This window comes from Mariprofundus sp. NF, assembly GCF_013387455.1.
Lineage (GTDB): Bacteria > Pseudomonadota > Zetaproteobacteria > Mariprofundales > Mariprofundaceae > Mariprofundus.
On the sequence record NZ_VWNC01000008.1, the window covers coordinates 23840 to 39539 of the forward strand.

11 protein-coding genes are annotated in these 15700 nt (G+C 51.6%); 8 read left to right on the top strand and 3 right to left on the bottom strand.

Going from position 1 to position 15700, the window contains the following annotated elements; translation table 11 throughout:
* The first annotated feature begins 9 nt into the window (after window positions 1-9).
* A complete protein-coding gene (locus F3F96_RS10885; RefSeq protein ID WP_176963305.1) occupies window positions 10-1398 on the top strand; it encodes a sodium:proton antiporter in 1389 nt (462 codons plus the stop codon).
* Between the two features lie 421 nt (window positions 1399-1819).
* Here the strand turns inward: F3F96_RS10885 and F3F96_RS10890 are convergent, their stop codons facing one another.
* Window positions 1820-4915 (bottom strand): efflux RND transporter permease subunit, encoded by a 3096-nt coding sequence (locus tag F3F96_RS10890; protein WP_176963306.1) that lies wholly within the window; start codon window positions 4913-4915, stop codon window positions 1820-1822.
* A gap of 3 nt (window positions 4916-4918) precedes the next feature.
* A complete protein-coding gene (locus F3F96_RS10895) occupies window positions 4919-6406 on the bottom strand; it encodes a TolC family protein (RefSeq protein ID WP_176963307.1) in 1488 nt (495 codons plus the stop codon).
* Between the two features lie 113 nt (window positions 6407-6519).
* On the opposite strand from F3F96_RS10895, the gene F3F96_RS10900 reads away from it, so the two are divergent.
* Window positions 6520-6987 (top strand): MarR family winged helix-turn-helix transcriptional regulator, encoded by a 468-nt coding sequence (locus F3F96_RS10900; protein WP_176963308.1) that lies wholly within the window; start codon window positions 6520-6522, stop codon window positions 6985-6987.
* A gap of 52 nt (window positions 6988-7039) precedes the next feature.
* Here F3F96_RS10900 and efp read toward each other — a convergent pair whose 3' ends face one another.
* Window positions 7040-7600: an elongation factor P gene (gene efp / locus F3F96_RS10905; protein ID WP_176963309.1), complete on the bottom strand. Its 561-nt coding sequence runs from the start codon at window positions 7598-7600 to the stop codon at window positions 7040-7042.
* A gap of 181 nt (window positions 7601-7781) precedes the next feature.
* On the opposite strand from efp, the gene F3F96_RS10910 reads away from it, so the two are divergent.
* The 6 genes from F3F96_RS10910 (at window position 7782) to F3F96_RS10935 (ending at window position 15630) form a co-directional block, all read left to right on the top strand.
* Window positions 7782-8597 carry a hypothetical protein gene (locus F3F96_RS10910; RefSeq protein WP_176963310.1) on the top strand — a complete coding sequence of 272 codons (816 nt, stop codon included), beginning with the start codon at window positions 7782-7784 and terminating at the stop codon, window positions 8595-8597.
* 223 nt (window positions 8598-8820) lie between these two features.
* The gene (dapA, locus tag F3F96_RS10915) at window positions 8821-9720 is read left to right on the top strand and encodes a 4-hydroxy-tetrahydrodipicolinate synthase (RefSeq protein ID WP_176963311.1); all 900 of its coding nucleotides are present in this window, start codon (window positions 8821-8823) and stop codon (window positions 9718-9720) included.
* 7 nt (window positions 9721-9727) lie between these two features.
* Complete coding sequence (locus F3F96_RS10920; protein ID WP_176963312.1) at window positions 9728-11056, top strand: ATP-binding protein; 1329 nt, start codon at window positions 9728-9730, stop codon at window positions 11054-11056.
* A gap of 36 nt (window positions 11057-11092) precedes the next feature.
* Window positions 11093-12505, top strand: coding sequence for a sigma-54 dependent transcriptional regulator (locus tag F3F96_RS10925; RefSeq protein WP_176963313.1), 1413 nt, complete (start codon window positions 11093-11095; stop codon window positions 12503-12505).
* Complete coding sequence (locus tag F3F96_RS10930) at window positions 12502-12909, top strand: hypothetical protein (protein ID WP_176963314.1); 408 nt, start codon at window positions 12502-12504, stop codon at window positions 12907-12909. Before F3F96_RS10925 ends, F3F96_RS10930 begins: the two co-directional genes overlap by 4 nt.
* A 69-nt stretch (window positions 12910-12978) precedes the next feature.
* Entirely contained in the window at window positions 12979-15630 is a 2652-nt protein-coding gene (locus F3F96_RS10935) for an ABC transporter substrate-binding protein (RefSeq protein ID WP_176963315.1), read from the top strand.
* The last annotated feature ends 70 nt before the right edge of the window (window positions 15631-15700 follow it).

Consider the following 15700-nt stretch of genomic DNA (forward strand, 5'->3'; position numbering starts at 1 on the left):
GACCCGAATATGATTATTACCGTACTGTCGATAGCCGCTATTCTCTATCTGGCGCTACAGCTTGAGGACAAGGTGAAAATACCCTCTCCGGTTGGATTGATCGGGCTTAGTTTTGTTTTCCATCTTATTTTCGGCGACCTGTTTATGCTCACTGGCGATGCCGAACATTTTGCAGCGCTGGTGATCCTGTTACTTCCAATTCTGTTGATTGGTGATTCACTGGAGTTGAAGGTGGATGATCTCAAAGAGCATGGTCTGAGTCTCTTCTATCTGGCTGTAGTAGCTGTCTCTTTCTCGGTGCTGACCGCGCTGTTGATTGGTGATTCACTGTTTGGTCAGTACAACCTCTCCACCGCTGCTATTATCATGCTATTTGCTATGGTGCTGGCTACCGACCCTGTCTCCGTGGTTAGTATCTTCTCCAAATTCGAACTGCCACACAAACTCAAAATCCTCTGTGAGGGTGAAAGCCTGTTTAACGATGCAACAGCCCTGATCGTGTTCGTGTTTATCGGTCTCTATGCACTCGATGGTGGCGAGATCACAGCCGGATATGTAGCCCAAACCTCTCTGGTGGTGGTTGGTGGATCGGCTGTGCTGGGTGTGCTGATCGGTTATATCGGTCTGATGGCGATGAAGACAACCGATAATCGAATTGCTGAACTGCTGATCCTGATTCTGACCGGTTACGGAGCATTTGAGATCTCGGAGCATTTCTATGTGCTTCTGAACCTCTTTGGTGGTCACTCACATATGCATCTCTCCGGCATTCTGGCCTGTATTTTCTCAACCGTGACAGTGCACCACTTCCTATCCAAGGCGATCGCCTATGATGATATGCGACTGGAGAAAGAGGAGGCGGAGCTGGAGCGCGAATCTGCATCAGAGAAAACTTCACGTTCACTGATTCAGACTGCCATTCAGACCATCAAGGCGACAGTAGAGGAGCGTGATCGCCATATGCGCACCAAAGAGGATGTGCAGTTGCTGGCCATTGTTGCCAATACCATGCTGTTTATAGCTATGGCAGAGATGATCGATATGGAGCTGCTGCTAAAATATAAAACTGAAATTGTGGTGATGTTCCTGGCTACAACCGTGATTCGTGCAGCGATGATGGCCAAGTTCGCTTTTATTACCAATCGCACCGATAAGATGACCAATGTGAATTTCCGCTGGTGGGGTGTACTCACCTTTGCCGGTATCAAGGGTGGTCTCTCTATCGTTATGCTGATGATGATCCCCTCTAGCTTTGAACATATGGAGATGTTCACAGCGATTGTGATCGGTGTGATCATGCTCTCCACCTTCATCTACTCATTTATTCTTCTCGCCATTATTGGCAAAAACAGCGCCATCTTTGCCAAGGAGCTGGAAGAGGAGGGCGGGCATCATTAAGGCTCTCTCTATTTAGTTTTGTAAAAGAAAAAAGGCCCTGCGTAAGCAGGGCCTTTTTAGATCCGACCCATTGTGGGGAAGTGGGGAAAGATGGATGGGCCGGATCTATCTCTGGCCAATTGGCTGAATGAGACTAAGCAATTATAAGGCCAAAATGCGTCATTCATGTGACAAGCTCTGTTTTCTCTGTTGAGAGCAAAATTGTCGTGCTCAGCCAACGAAAAAAGGCTCCGCTGATGCGGAGCCTTTTCTAATAGAGGGTGCCTGATGCCGGGGAGGGAGGGGAGGGTGACACCAGACAGCCCGAACTATGCATGATTGCAATGAGAGGGCGGTGAACATGGCATTAAAAAACATTTAGAATACACAAGTAAAAAAGTCGGGTATTCACGGTGAATCATGATCCGTTCGAACCGTGACACTATTTTACAGTCACCTCTCTGCCCAGTAGTCGCTCTGTTTTCTGCTTGATATCCAGAGCAATGCCCAGTGCAGCAGGTACGGAGAAGAGTGTGATCACTGTGGAGAACATCAGACCCCAGGAGAGTGCCAGCGCCATGGGTGCAACAAATGGATCGTGGCCGCCCCAGCCGTAGGCAGTGGGTAATAGGCCCACAACAGTGGTGATAGCAGTTAGTAGTACCGCGCGCAGACGTCGTTTGCCGCTCTCAACGATCGCTTCCCGCCATGGCACACCATCAAGAATCTGGCGTTGAATAAATACCGCCATCACCAGCGAGGAGTTGACCACTACGCCGGTGAGGGCAACAAAACCCATCATGGCCATGAATGAGAGGGGCGCACCATGGGCGAAGAAGCCGATGACAATGCCGATAACACCAAACGGAATCGCCAGCATGACAAGGATTGGATAACCAATACGGTTAAACTGCACCGCCAGAATGGCAAAGATTCCCATTAGCGCGAAAATAAAACTGAAGATGAGTCCGCGCACAGACTCCTGGGTTTTCTCCTCTTCGCCACCAAGGTTCACTTTCACGCTAGATGCATCGTCACCCATCCATTCAGCTTTACGCTGGCTGACAATGCTATTGAGCTCTTTGGAGGTCATGTTTTTCTGATCCACCTCAGCAGAGACGTTGATAACACGTCGTGCATCTTTGTGACGGATACTGCTGGTGCCGGGTCTGCTCTCCAGATGGGCAATACGATGTAGCGGAATCAGGCCCCCACGCTGGTTGGGAATCTCCAGTTTCATCAGGGTTTTAATATCCCTCTGTGCCTCTACCGGATAGCGGATGGTGACATCAATCTCCTCTTTACCGCGTTTGATGGTTGAGATTCTCAGACCATCAAATGCTGCACGGATATGGGTGCCAGCTGTTGCAAGATTGACACCCGCATAAGCTGCCAGTTTACGATCCATGACAATGCGAATCTCAGGGTCACCCGGCTCCAGATCACTCTCCACAGCATAAACACCGTTGATCGATTCCAGCATGGTAATCAACCGCTGGGCGACACCGGTCATGGTGGCCTCATCGCCACCGGTCAGCTCAACCTGCAGGGCACGGCCAACGGGTGGCCCGGGTTTCTGCATGGCAAAACTGATATCCATCTTCGGAAACAGTGGTGGTATCTCTTTCTCCAGTACACTCATCACGTCGTAGGCTTTGACATCTCGCTCGGTAAACGGAATCAGAATAATACGTTCAAAGCCGAAGCGATCACCAATCTGTTTCAGCGCTTCCCGCTGATCAGCACTATTCTCACCGGCAATCATGGTGGTGGTTTCAAGCAGGGCCGGATCAATACGCTTGCGCACCTCCACATCCAGCTTAATTAGCTCATCACGCATCTCCTCCAGGGTTGTACCTGTAGGCGCAGCCACGCGAAGATAGAATGTAGTCTCAGCACCGGATGGGAAGAGCTGAAATTTCATGGTACTGGCCAGAGCGAAGCTGCCAAGCAGACCTGCAATAGTCAGCAGGATGGTCAGATAACGCAGCTTCACGGCTTTTTGCAGCATCCAGGTGTAGATCTTGGTGATCCAGATAAACAGGGTCCGCTCTTTTGGATGTTTGTTCGGGTTGGCTACATCGCGGATGTGATTGGGAAGGATGAAAATCGCTTCAAACCATGAGAAGGCGAGCAGGATGACAACCACCAGAGGGATATTGGCAATAAATTTGCCAATAATACCATCCATAAACAGAAGCGGCATAAAGGCTACGATGGTGGTTAACACCGTTGCTGTAACAGGCCCGATCAGCTCATAGGTGCCTTCAATGGCTGCCTGTTCGGGTGAGAGGCCACGCTCCATATGGTAGGTGGTGTTTTCACCAATGATGATCGCATCATCCACCATCAGGCCAAGCACCATGATAAATCCGAACATCACCAGAAGATTGAGGGTGATGCCCATAAAATAGAGTACGCCGATGCCGGCAAAGAAGATGATTGGCAGTCCCCATGCTGTGGTAAGTGCAACAGCGGGGCGCAAAAAGAGCATGAGCATTGCCAGAACCAGTACAAGGCCGATGGTGCCGTTACTGGTTAATACGCCGAGCCTGAGTCGTGTGATCGTGGAGAAGTCATTGTAGACGCTGACATGAACCTCTTCGCCATATTTTTCCGGAATCTTGTCGAGGTAGCTGCGCACTTTATCGACAAGTGTGATGATATCGGCATCACCTTTTTTGATGACGATCATGGTGATGGCGGGGTCACCTTTGGCAGCTACATAACGGTAAGGTCGCTGTAGTGTCTCGGTGACTTCGGCAACATCTTTCAGATAGAGGGCCTGGCCTCGTTCATTGGCTCGAAGTACCAGATTGCCTGCATCTTCAGCAGAGACGAACTCACCTGTAATACGGATAATACTCTGGCCATCAGTGGCTTTCAGACGCCCACCGGGCGCATTGATATTCCACCCTTTGACCAGAGCCATAATATCGTTGATAGAGATCCGGCTATTACGCATCTTCTCAGGATCAGGAACGATGCGAATCTCCTCCTTGCGATCACCCTGCACAAAGACATTGGCAACACCATCAACATCACGCACATCATCTTCAATTTTGCCACTGAGTTTTTTCAATGCCAGTGGTTTGAAATCACCGAAAATCGAGAAGGTGAGCACCGGCGTCTGCTCTGACTTCACCTCCATAATCATCGGATCGGCAGGTAGGTCGATAGGCAGATCAGCACGATTAATAGCCTGTTGAATGTCAGATACCAGTCTTGCCCGGTCCTCAAAATTGGGATCAACCTCAATGGTGATCTGCATGGTGCCGGAGTAGGCGGTAGAGCGGATAACATTGATTCCATCAATGCCTTTTAACTCCTGCTCAATCGGAGCCACCATAAGTCGTTCCACTTCACGCGGAGCGGCTCCCGGATAGGCACCTGATACAGCAATCACATCAAAGTTGATGCTCGGAAATGCCTCGCGCTGCATCTGTGTCGCAGCGTAGATGCCTCCCAGCAGCAGGATCGTGGAGATGAGATTGACCACTACTCCGCGTTTAACGAAATAGGCGATGATACTTTTCATGGTTTATTGTCCATTGCTGCTGGCGATATCGATATGCAGTGATTCAAGAAGTGTTCCTTGTGCCCACAAGAGCTGTTTGTTTGCCAGCTGCAGAATAAGCGCCTGCAGGTCGGCATTAAGCTCTGCGCTGCGCAGTTCCCCTTCAAATTGTACGATCGTGGCAGTATCAGAGCGCCCTTCACGATAACGTTTCATCTCGGCTCTGAATTTGCGTTTCTCCGCCTCTGCCTGTCTGCGGGCGGCCAGCAGGGTAGGTCTGCCTGAGCGCAGTGAGGTAATGGCTGTCGATATGTCACTTCTGATCTGCTCCAGCGTGTTTACCCTTTGAGCAGCAACACGTTGCTGTTGCAGTACCGCCTTCTCCAGTGCAGCACGTGCACTGTTGCGGCCGACAACTTCACTCAGTTCAACAGAGAGGGAGGCGTAGTGATCGTTGATGGTGAAACCACCGGCAGCAGCACCGGCAGCCGTGCTGTTAAGTGCGCGGGTTCCCAGTTCTGCGACCAGATCAAGTTGCAGTTTATCACCATCGCGAGCCATCGTGAGCTGAGCCTCTGCCGCATCCATCTGAGCCTGTAGTAGCTTCAGTTCAGCCCGTTTCTCTTCTGCCAATGCAACTGACTCAGCCATGGTGGGGGTCGCAACGTCACTGATCGAATCAATCTGGATGGATATTTCACTATCGGGGGCACGAAGCATCATCCTGTTGAGATTGCTCAGGCTGGCTGCACGCTGACCATGGGCGCGCTGCAGGGCGGTTTTGCGAGCCGCCAGCAGCGCTTCTGCCTGCAGACGGTCAGCTGTCTCAATCAGTCCGAACTTTTCACGTGTGTGCTGATAACTGAGCAGCGCTTTTGCCCGTTTTACCGCCTGTTCAGCAATGCGGATATTGATATCATCCGAACTAAGCTGGAACCATGCATTGGTGGCTTGAAGCGCCAGCGTGCGGGCTGTAATCAGTTGCTGCATATCAGCGACACGGACACCTGCCTGAGTGGCGATCAGTGACTGTTCGTAATCGGGGCGATCGTTGCCTTTGAGCAGTGGATGACGGTAGTTGATATTAATCTGGTTGCGATAGGCGGGATTAAAACTTGAGAGCTGAGCCGCCAGTGGCGAGGGGGCATAGGCCTGACTGGTGCGATTGTAGTTGAAATTGGCGCCGAGTGTGCCACCGCTGGACAGTGGTTTGCTGATCGTGCCGGAGATCTGCCCAAGCCTTGTTTCAGAAGGCTGAAAACTGCTGGTGGTAGGTGTGGTCTCTTCGCTGGCGCCGATGCGGGCTGTGACCACTGGATCGAGCATGCCTTCAATGCGACGACTGTCGGTTTGGGCGATGCGTTGGTCCAGATGGCTTATCTGAAGTTCCGGATGTTTTTCAATAACGGCTTCAATGGCTGCTTTAAGATCCATCTCCTCTGCAGCAGTGGGCGTGGCTATTGCGGTCAACAGCAGGCTGGTCACAATGATATGGTTGAACGATGGACGCATGGGACTCCCTTGTTTATGAAAAACCGCATATTAAACAGATAAGATGAATGATTGGTAAAATATTGATGATGTCAACTATTGGCATCATCAACCTTTGTGGTTAAGGTTCATGCATGACTGTTGCTATGCCAAAACGCTTTGAAGATGGACTGGGTTATCTGGTGCACCATCTGATGTACGCTTTTCGCCAGATGCTGGCCGAACAGTGCGCTGCCAGTGGTTATCCGATTACTGCCGATGAGTTGGGTGTGGTGATGATGATTCACCAGTGTGAAGATAAGCTGGGCCTTACCCAGAAGCAGCTGGCCGATACACTGGCCAAGGATAAGGCGGTGATCACCCGCCTGCTTAACAGCCTGGCTAAAAAAGCGCTGGTGGTACGTGCCACCGATGAGGTGGATCGTCGCGTTGTGCGGGCCAGCCTCACCGAGCAGGGGGTAGAGGCGGCCGAGAAGCTGCGGCCGAAGCTGATGGAGATTCTCAAGCAAGCCTATAGTGATATCAGTGAAGAGGAGTTTCTTCTTACCCGCGATGTACTTGGCCGCATGCTGAAAAATGTAAAAGGCGTATCCCCGAAATAAAAAAACGCGACTCATCTCTGGGCCGCGTTTTTTATCGTGTACAATCAGTTAATCAGGCGCGTTCGACGAATTCTCCGTTATCGGTATTAACCTTTACACGCGTACCTGATTCCAGATAAGGGGGGACCATAATCGCGGCACCTGTCTCCAGACGTCCAGGTTTATAAGAGCTGGTAGCTGTCTGACCTTTAATGGCCGCGTCACACTCCACCACCTCGAGGATTACAGTCTGAGGCATTTTCACATTCAACGGACGCTCATCATGAAACTCAACCTGGACCATCATCTCAGGCAGCAGGTAGGGAAGGGCATTTTCCAGCATCTCCTCACTTAAGGTGATCTGCTCATAGGTCTCCATATCCATGAAGTGGTAGTCATCGGCATCAGCATAGAGGTACTGCATATCGCGCTGGCTAAGAACAACACGTTCAACGCGTTCGGTAGAGTTGAAACGTTTGTTGGTTTTGTTGCCGGTTTCGATATTGCGCATCTCCAGCTGCATGCAGGCTACGCCTTTACCCGGTGTGACATGATTGGTCTTCATGACGCGCCAGAGACCGTTGTCGACCTCAAGAATATTGCCAACACGTACGCTGGTTACATTGATTTGCATGGGTTGTTCCTCGCTTTTCATCGGCGGCATAGGGATCAGCCAGTGTGAAACTCTTTTCTCAAATGGCCCGGGACAATAGCTATTTGTACCATTTCGGGCAACAATTCGCCTTCGCTCGTGATCGCTTATCTCAGGGAGTAACCATGTTTATCCGCCAAACGCATGCCCTTCAGGTGCTTGTATGAGTCGCTCTCACACACTCCAGGAGTCGATGGATGATTTTATTCAGAATACTGCTGCCAGTTTCACAACCGGCTCTGCTGTACATTCGACTCAGGAGCAGTGTATGGAGATGTTGGCGCAGTATCTGATTCACTACTCCGATCTGTTTCAGGATGCAGAAATGAATGATGAGTCCGATTTTGCCGAGTGGGAGGAGGGGTTAGAGCAGCATATGGCCGATCTTCTCGAGGGTGACGTAGAGCCCTCAAGTGATCTCGGTCAGCTGCCCATGGATGCGCTGGACCCGGAGCATCTGCGCGATTTTCTCGGTTGGTTTTCGGTGCGGGAGACCAGCAATGCAGAGCTTATTCAGGCTTACTCGGATTCCCTGCAGGCGTGGATCTCGTTTAGTCACGAACGCGGTTGGTTTAAACATGATCAGTACTTGAACCTGATTGAGATTCTGGCCGAGGTGACGCCGGATGCAATCCGGGTAGCGCGGCTTTCACGTGTATTATTCCACTTTGTCCGCTCCGGTGGCGGCGTTTCGCCACGCCTGCGCAGTAAACGTTTCTCACGTTTTGTTGAGGGGCATGGCCGGGTGGTTGCTGTAAACAGCGATTCGATTATCTTCGATTTTGATAATATGCAGGAGCGCATTGGTCCTGTAGCGCTACCGCAGGTGATTCTTGAGATGATCGAAGAGGGTGATGTCTTCGATGTCGAACTCGGCCTGCGCGGTGATGCCTGGGTGATTGTCGATATCGGGCCGGTCTATCCAGCCAGTGTCTATGTTGAGGTGGAGGAGTACCAGGGGCTGGATAAGCGCTCCTGAATCTCACAAATATATAAAAGTAGGCGTGTGGGTGTATCTAAATCGCACCATATTCATTGCTGATAATGTATATAATTATCTGCGCTTGATATGAACTTTAAGGGATGGGGAGAATATATCTCCTTTCTCGAACAGATGATGCGGTTATAGTTCAGCCAGTTAGAGATGACATCACCAACAGATACAAAGTGTTTTATTCGGGTGTCATATTTCGGAGGCAGGCATGTTCCATGGTACGATGACCGCACTGGTCACACCATTCGCAAACGGAAAGATTGATGAAGAGGCTTTTCGTGAGCATCTGGAGAGGCAGGTCGAGGCTGGCGTAAACGGTGTCATTCCTGCCGGTACGACCGGTGAAGCGGCAACACTCTCTTTTGATGAACACAAGCAGGTGATCCGCATGGCGGTGGAGCAGGTGGCCGGGCGAGTGCCGGTAATTGCCGGAACCGGAAGTAATAATACCGCAGAATCGGTTGAGCTTACGGCTGCAGCCAAATCTATTGGTGCTGATGCTGCGCTGTTGATCTCCCCCTACTACAACAAACCAACCCAGGAAGGCATCTACTGCCACTACAAGGCAGTTGCTGATGCGGTTCATCTTCCTCAGCTGGTTTACAATGTACCTGGACGCACCAACTCCAATATTCTACCTGAAACGGTTGGCAGGCTTTCACATGTTGCCAATATCGTTGGTATCAAAGATGCCACGGCAAATATGGAACAGCTGGCCCACACCATGGCAGCCTGTGGTGACCGTATCGAGTTCTACTCCGGTGATGATGCTACGACGATGCCATTTATGGCCATGGGTGGTCACGGTGTGATCTCTGTGGTCGCCAATATAGCACCGCAGGCGATGCTGGCTTTGACCGGGGCGATGGCTGATGGTGATCTGCAACGGGCTCGTAAAGCACAGTTTGCGATGCGCGAACTCAACAGTGTACTGTTTGTTGAAGCCAACCCGATTCCTGTAAAAGCTGCATGTGCTGCACTGGGCTGGATAGGCAGTGAGCTGCGTCTGCCGCTGTTGCCGCTTGCCGGTGAATCACTGCAATCACTGCGCCAGGCTATGGCTAACTTTGAATTTGAAGGCCAACGGTTGGAGCTTGCTGAAAGCTGAGGCCTCGATGTCACGTTTGCGCCTGATTTTCAGCTTCAGGCGGCTGGTGCACTCATTCGCCTATTTCGGCGCCACACTGGCGGCGATAGCTGTCTTCGTGCTGGTGCTGATGCTGGCCGAATCGGCTGTCTATCTGGTCACCGGCCTGCCTGTCTCGGTCTGGGCAATGGTGATCGCGGCGATTGCTGCGGCTTTCGGTTTTGCACCGCTGGTGCAGTCGATGCAGCGAGCGCTGGATCGACTCTTTTTCCGTCATCAACTTGATATGCTGGCAGCCATTCGTCAGCTGGGCGCCGGAGACCTTGCCCAGTTGCCGCTTCAGGATATTGAATCGGCACTGCTGGAGCGGATCTATAATGTGAGCCATCGCCGTTATGTGGCATTGGATGAGCGTAACAGACCCGACGGCGAGTGGTACGCTTTTCCTGCCAATGCGCCGATGATTGATGAGCAAGCCCATGATGGCCGGCATGAAACCTATGATCTCTGCCTTGAACTGCCTGATGCTACCGGTGAGGCCTACCTCTGGCTGGGACCCCGTCTGGATAGCTGGCCAATGGATAGTGAGGAGAGAGCCAGTCTTGAGTCACTGGCCAAGTTTGCAGCCATGAGTCTGGAGCATGCCCGCCTGACCCATCAGCAGGCTGAGGCAGCAAGGCTTGACTCACTCTCGCGTGTCACCAAACAGCTGCACTCCCACGATCTGAAAAATCGTCTGCACGATCTCTCGTTTCTTGCTCACCATCTGGGCTCCGGCAAGCTCGATGAGGAGGATGTGGCGCGCATGCTGACGGCGATTAAAAAGGTGACCGGCAGAATGCAGACGCTGATGCAGCGTATGAATGATCCCAATGCGCCCGTTGATCTCACCATAACACCGATCGATCTTGTCGCGCTGCTGCAACGCAGTGTGCGGGATCGCCTCTGGCCTGAATCGATCACCATAACAGATAACTACCAGCTGCTGCCTGCCGTCGCAGGCGACAACGACCAGCTGCAGGGCGTGTTTGAGAACCTCTATGATAACGGCGTGCAGTCAATGCAGCGTCAGGGTCGGATTCATATAGAGACCCGTCTTGTGAAAAACAGCGCCAATGAAGAGATGGCTGAAGTGCGGATCAGTGATCAGGGCTGCGGCATGACGCCTGAGTTCCTGAAAAACCGACTTTTCAGACTGTTTGCCACCAGCAAGAGTAATGGCTTGGGTGTTGGCCTCTACCTCTCACGCCGGATTGTCACTGCCCATGGCGGAATGATTACGGCACAAAGTGAGGGAGTGGGCAAAGGTTCCACCTTCATCGTGCAGCTGCCCCTATGGCAGGATAAGCATGGTTAATATGAGATTCAATGCGCTGATAAAGGAGCATCTGTTATGAAACAAACGGTACTTGTCGTTGATGATAACGATATCAATCGGCTGAATTTGAAGCTGTTGCTGAAAGAGTCGTATCAGATTCTTGAGGCGGGTGATCTGGAGGGTGCAGATCAGATGTTATCCGGGAACCGGGTTGATCTGGTGGTGCTTGATCTGGCACTGCCACCGGAACCGGATAATCCTGAGATTGGCATGGGTTATCTGACGCGTCTGAGAGAGGAGAGTCCTGATACACCGGTCGTAGTCATCACCGGTCATGATGAGCGTGCTTTTGCACTACGGGCTCAGGAGCTGGGAGCACTGGATTTTTTTGGCAAACCGTTTGATCCGGATGAGGTAAAGAGCACCATTGATCGCAGCATGGAGATCAGCTGGAAGGCGATGCGTGAGCAGGAGATGGAGCGCGCCTTGCAGAGTCAGGTTAACACCGATCTGCTTGGTGAATCTGAAGTGATGCAGCAGCTCAGACGGTTGATTGAGCAGGTGGCCCGAGCTCCATCCACAGTATTGATCTGTGGCGAAACAGGAACAGGAAAAGAGCTGATTGCGCGAAAACTGCATGCAGCCAGCAACCGGGCGGAGCAGCCCTTTATTGCTATCAACTGTGCTTCGATGAGTGCGGAAATGCTGGAAAGTGAGCTGTTTGGCTATGAAATGGGTGCCTTTTCCGGAGCGGGAAAACGCAAGCTGGGATGGTTTGAGCGCGCCAGTGGTGGCACGCTGTTTCTCGATGAGGTTGCAGGCTTGCCTCTGCCGGTTCAGGCCAAGCTGTTGCGGGTTCTGGAGTCGGGCGAGTTTTCGCGCCTTGGTGGTGAGGCGATTCTCTATTCGGATGTGCGTCTGATCTGCTCTACCCGTGAAGACCTTGAGCGCAACGTGGCTGAAGGGCTGTTTCGCGATGATCTCTATTATCGTATTCATGTGGTTGAAATTGCAGTGCCGCCACTACGCGATCATATCGATGATCTTCCTGAACTGGCTGATGCGATTCTGCTGCGTAAGGCTGCGATGTGTGGCAAACGTATGGATGGTTTTTCAGAGGATGTGCTTGAACAGCTGTCGCGCTATAGCTGGCCGGGCAATGTCAGAGAGTTGGAGAATGTGATTGAACGCGCTGTTGTTCTCGCCTCTGATGAGGTGGTCGCAGCCATTCCGTCACTGGCCGGCCCGCAGTTTGTATCTGATGATATCGATCCCCTGCAGCTCTGGCTTCAGCAGTTGCCCGATAGTGGCATCCGTGCAGAGAAGGCGGTGGCAGAGTTTGAACGGCAGCTTGTTGAGGCAGCCTTAGAACGCAACCATCACATCAAAGCCAGAGCCGGTCGCTGGCTTGGATTCGGTGACCGCGCCAAGGATAAAATGCGCTATCTTTGTGATAAATATGATATTGAGGTGCAGGAGGGTTTATGAGAAAGCTGTTGATCTTGCTGGCTCTCTCTCTTGGCCTGCCTCTCTTCGCACAGGTTGGCGTCACTTTTGCCACTGAAACAGACTACCTCTATTACCGCGATGCCAATGTTCCACCCTTTCAGAAGTCCCGCGAATTTTTCGACATGCCCAATCGCCCCGGCCTTTATGAGGTGACAATGGTTTCCGATACCGTCGGGCCGCTCACCTTCCGCGTTGTAAGGGTACATGGTGATATCGAGAAGACCATGCAACAGCGGCGCAGCTACAAAGTCGGTAGTCATGAATTTCAGACGCGCTTTAACAATCCGGAAGGGGCGGATGATCTGATTGTTGAGATTGCCAACTCCAATCCGGCAACGGTTGCCAAAGTTGCGGTGTTTGTGGTCGAACTCTCTAATCATTAAGCATGCCCTGAGCTTCCACTGTCATATTGCTGTTTGCTGTTCGCATCCTGAACCCTTAATCTGTTTGCTATGAGGCAGGCTTTTACACTTATTGCACTTTTGTTGATCTCACTCGGCTGGGTCGCCCCGATCTCTGCGCATGAGGGTGATCTTGATAGCGTCGGATTGCAGCTGAAATGGAAGCATCAGTTCCAGTTTGCCGGTTATTATATGGCTATTGAGAAGGGATATTATGCTGATGAAGGGTTGAGGGTTGAACTCGTTGAGGGTGGCCCGGGAAAAAATCCGGTCAGGGAGCTGCTGGAGGGGCATGCACAATATGCAGTGGGTAACGCCAGTGCCCTCCTGGATCGGGCCGAAGGGGCTCCGATCGTTGTTCTCGCCTCTATTTTTCAACATACAGCACAGGTGATCTACACTCGTCCTGAGATCAGTTCTCCGGCTGAGTTGCGCGGCAAGCGTATTGTTATGATGCAGGATGGACGGCGCGAGGTTGAGGCTTTTGCACTGCTGAAGAAGTTTAATATCAACAGCGGTGATTTTGTTCGTCAGTCGGCAGGTGTGGCTGAGGATCTGTTTAACGGTAAGAGCGATGCATGGCCCGGTTATAGCAGCAATGAGGCATTTCTGTTTGAGCAGAAGGGTATGCCATATCGCATGTTCAGACCTCAGGAGTTCGGCCTGGATATCTATGGCGATACGCTGCTGACCACAGAGAAGGAGATAGAGGAGAACCCCAAACGAGCCGATGCACTGCATCGCGCCACGATCAAGGGGTGGCACTATGCACTGAATCATGTCGATGAAGTGATTGAGCTGATCAAGGAAAAATATGACTCGCAGCAGAAGTCGCACGACTTCCTGAGGTTTGAGGCTGAGATCATTGCCGATTTGATGAATGTCGAAATTATCCCGATTGGTCTCTCAAATCCCAGACGCTGGCATCGTATTGCCGAAGAGTTTCAAGCCCTGGGTTATCCGATTGGTGAGCTGAATTGGGATCACTTTCTCTACCAGCCGCAACCGACGATCTCGCATGTGATGAAGAATCATGTCTACCCCTATCGTTTCTGGATCGGCATTGCCGTTTTGCTGATATTGATTCTGATTCTCTACGCCTTTAACAGGCAGCTGCGTCATGGCATCGAAAAGCGTACGAATGAACTGGAGAAGCTCTCCAGCGAGTACAGGGAGATGCTCGACCAGATGCAGGATACCTATTATCGCGTCAATCTGGATGGGGTGCTGCTCTGGGTCTCAGCCTCGGTTGAACGTCATCTGGGATATAAACGCAGCGATTTGATCGGTATGCGAACCAGTGATCTCTATTATGAGAAAGAGGGACGTGAAAAACATCTGCAGGCATTAGCCGATGGAGATGGAAAAATTGAACAGTATGAACTTTGTTTGAGGCATCGGGATGGCTCCCGCTTCTGGACAGAATCCAACTCGCACTACTGTTATGATGAAAACCGTAATGTTATCGGCGTGGAGGGCAACCTTCGTGATATCAATGCCCGCAAACAGGCAGAGCAGGAGAGAGAGGAGCTGACCAGCCAGCTGCAGCAGGCACAGAAGATGGAGAGTGTCGGTGTGCTGGCCGGAGGCATTGCCCATGACTTTAATAATCTTCTGGTCGGTGTGATGGGTAATGCTGAACTGGCACTGCTGGATGCGCCCGATGAAGGCGAAATACGCTATTATCTCAAGCAGGTTTTCAAGGCATCCAAGAAGGGTGCTGAACTTGTTCATCAGATGCTCGCCTATTCAGGGCAGGGTCGCTTTGCGATGGGGGAGCAGAATCTTAATCTTCTGATTAGCGATGTGTCAGAGCTTCTCGGCACAGTGATCGGTAAACGTGTTGAGCTGGAGCTGAAATTGCAGGATGGGCTGGCAAATCTGCATGGTGATAAAAACCAGCTGACTCAGATGCTGATGAATCTGATGACCAATGCTGCTGAGGCGATGCAGGGGAAACCGGGAAACGTCACACTCTCTACAGGTAGCGTGCACCTGAATCAGCGTGATTTCTCACGCATGTATCTCAAAGATGAGCTTGTTGAAGGTGAATATATCTTTGTCGAGGCGTGTGATACGGGCTGCGGCATGGACAGAGAGACACAGCAGCGCATTTTCGATCCCTTCTTTACCACCAAAGAGATGGGTAGTGGTCTTGGTCTGGCGGCACTGCTCGGTATTGTCCGCAGTCATGCAGGCGCACTCTCCCTCTACAGCGAGCCGGGGCGTGGTTCCTGTTTTAAAATCTATTTCCCGGCACTCAAAGGTGAAGCAGTTGAGTCTGTCGAGGAGCAGACCGGCCAATATGAACTGCCGGTGGCTCTGCGTGGAACCGTGCTGCTGGTCGATGATGAGCAGGCGGTGCGGGATGTCGCCAGTCGTATTCTGGAGCGGGAAGGGATGCAGGTGATCACGGCAGATGATGGCGAAATGGCCTTGACCCTGCTGGACAAACATTGTGATGAAATAGCACTGGTTGTGCTTGATCTTACCATGCCCAAACTGGATGGGGAGCAGGCCTTCCATCTGATGCATGCCAGATATCCGGATATCCCGATTGTCCTCAGTAGTGGTTTTTCAGAAGGAGAAGCGGCGGAACGTCTGTTTGTTCATGGCCTGGCAGGTTTTGTGCGCAAGCCCTACAGCCGCAAGGCTCTGCTGCAGGCGGTGAGTGAGGCCGGTGTTAATGGAAGTGATCTCTAACCCTTGGATTTGCCACTATAAAGCCCTATAGAGATATTAATCAATCATTATTGGATTGTAGTGTAGGAGC

Excerpts from the sequence above, each read along its gene's own strand:
- F3F96_RS10930 (WP_176963314.1), top strand. The coding sequence starts at position 12,502 with ATGAGAAAGCTGTTGATCTTGCTGGCTCTCTCTCTTGGCCTGCCTCTC.
- dapA (WP_176963311.1), top strand. The coding sequence starts at position 8,821 with ATGTTCCATGGTACGATGACCGCACTGGTCACACCATTCGCAAACGGA.
- F3F96_RS10920 (WP_176963312.1), top strand. The coding sequence starts at position 9,728 with ATGTCACGTTTGCGCCTGATTTTCAGCTTCAGGCGGCTGGTGCACTCA.
- F3F96_RS10895 (WP_176963307.1), bottom strand. The coding sequence starts at position 6,406 with ATGCGTCCATCGTTCAACCATATCATTGTGACCAGCCTGCTGTTGACC.
- F3F96_RS10935 (WP_176963315.1), top strand. The coding sequence starts at position 12,979 with ATGAGGCAGGCTTTTACACTTATTGCACTTTTGTTGATCTCACTCGGC.
- F3F96_RS10925 (WP_176963313.1), top strand. The coding sequence starts at position 11,093 with ATGAAACAAACGGTACTTGTCGTTGATGATAACGATATCAATCGGCTG.
- efp (WP_176963309.1), bottom strand. The coding sequence starts at position 7,600 with ATGCAAATCAATGTAACCAGCGTACGTGTTGGCAATATTCTTGAGGTC.
- F3F96_RS10885 (WP_176963305.1), top strand. The coding sequence starts at position 10 with ATGATTATTACCGTACTGTCGATAGCCGCTATTCTCTATCTGGCGCTA.
- F3F96_RS10910 (WP_176963310.1), top strand. The coding sequence starts at position 7,782 with ATGAGTCGCTCTCACACACTCCAGGAGTCGATGGATGATTTTATTCAG.
- F3F96_RS10900 (WP_176963308.1), top strand. The coding sequence starts at position 6,520 with ATGACTGTTGCTATGCCAAAACGCTTTGAAGATGGACTGGGTTATCTG.
- F3F96_RS10890 (WP_176963306.1), bottom strand. The coding sequence starts at position 4,915 with ATGAAAAGTATCATCGCCTATTTCGTTAAACGCGGAGTAGTGGTCAAT.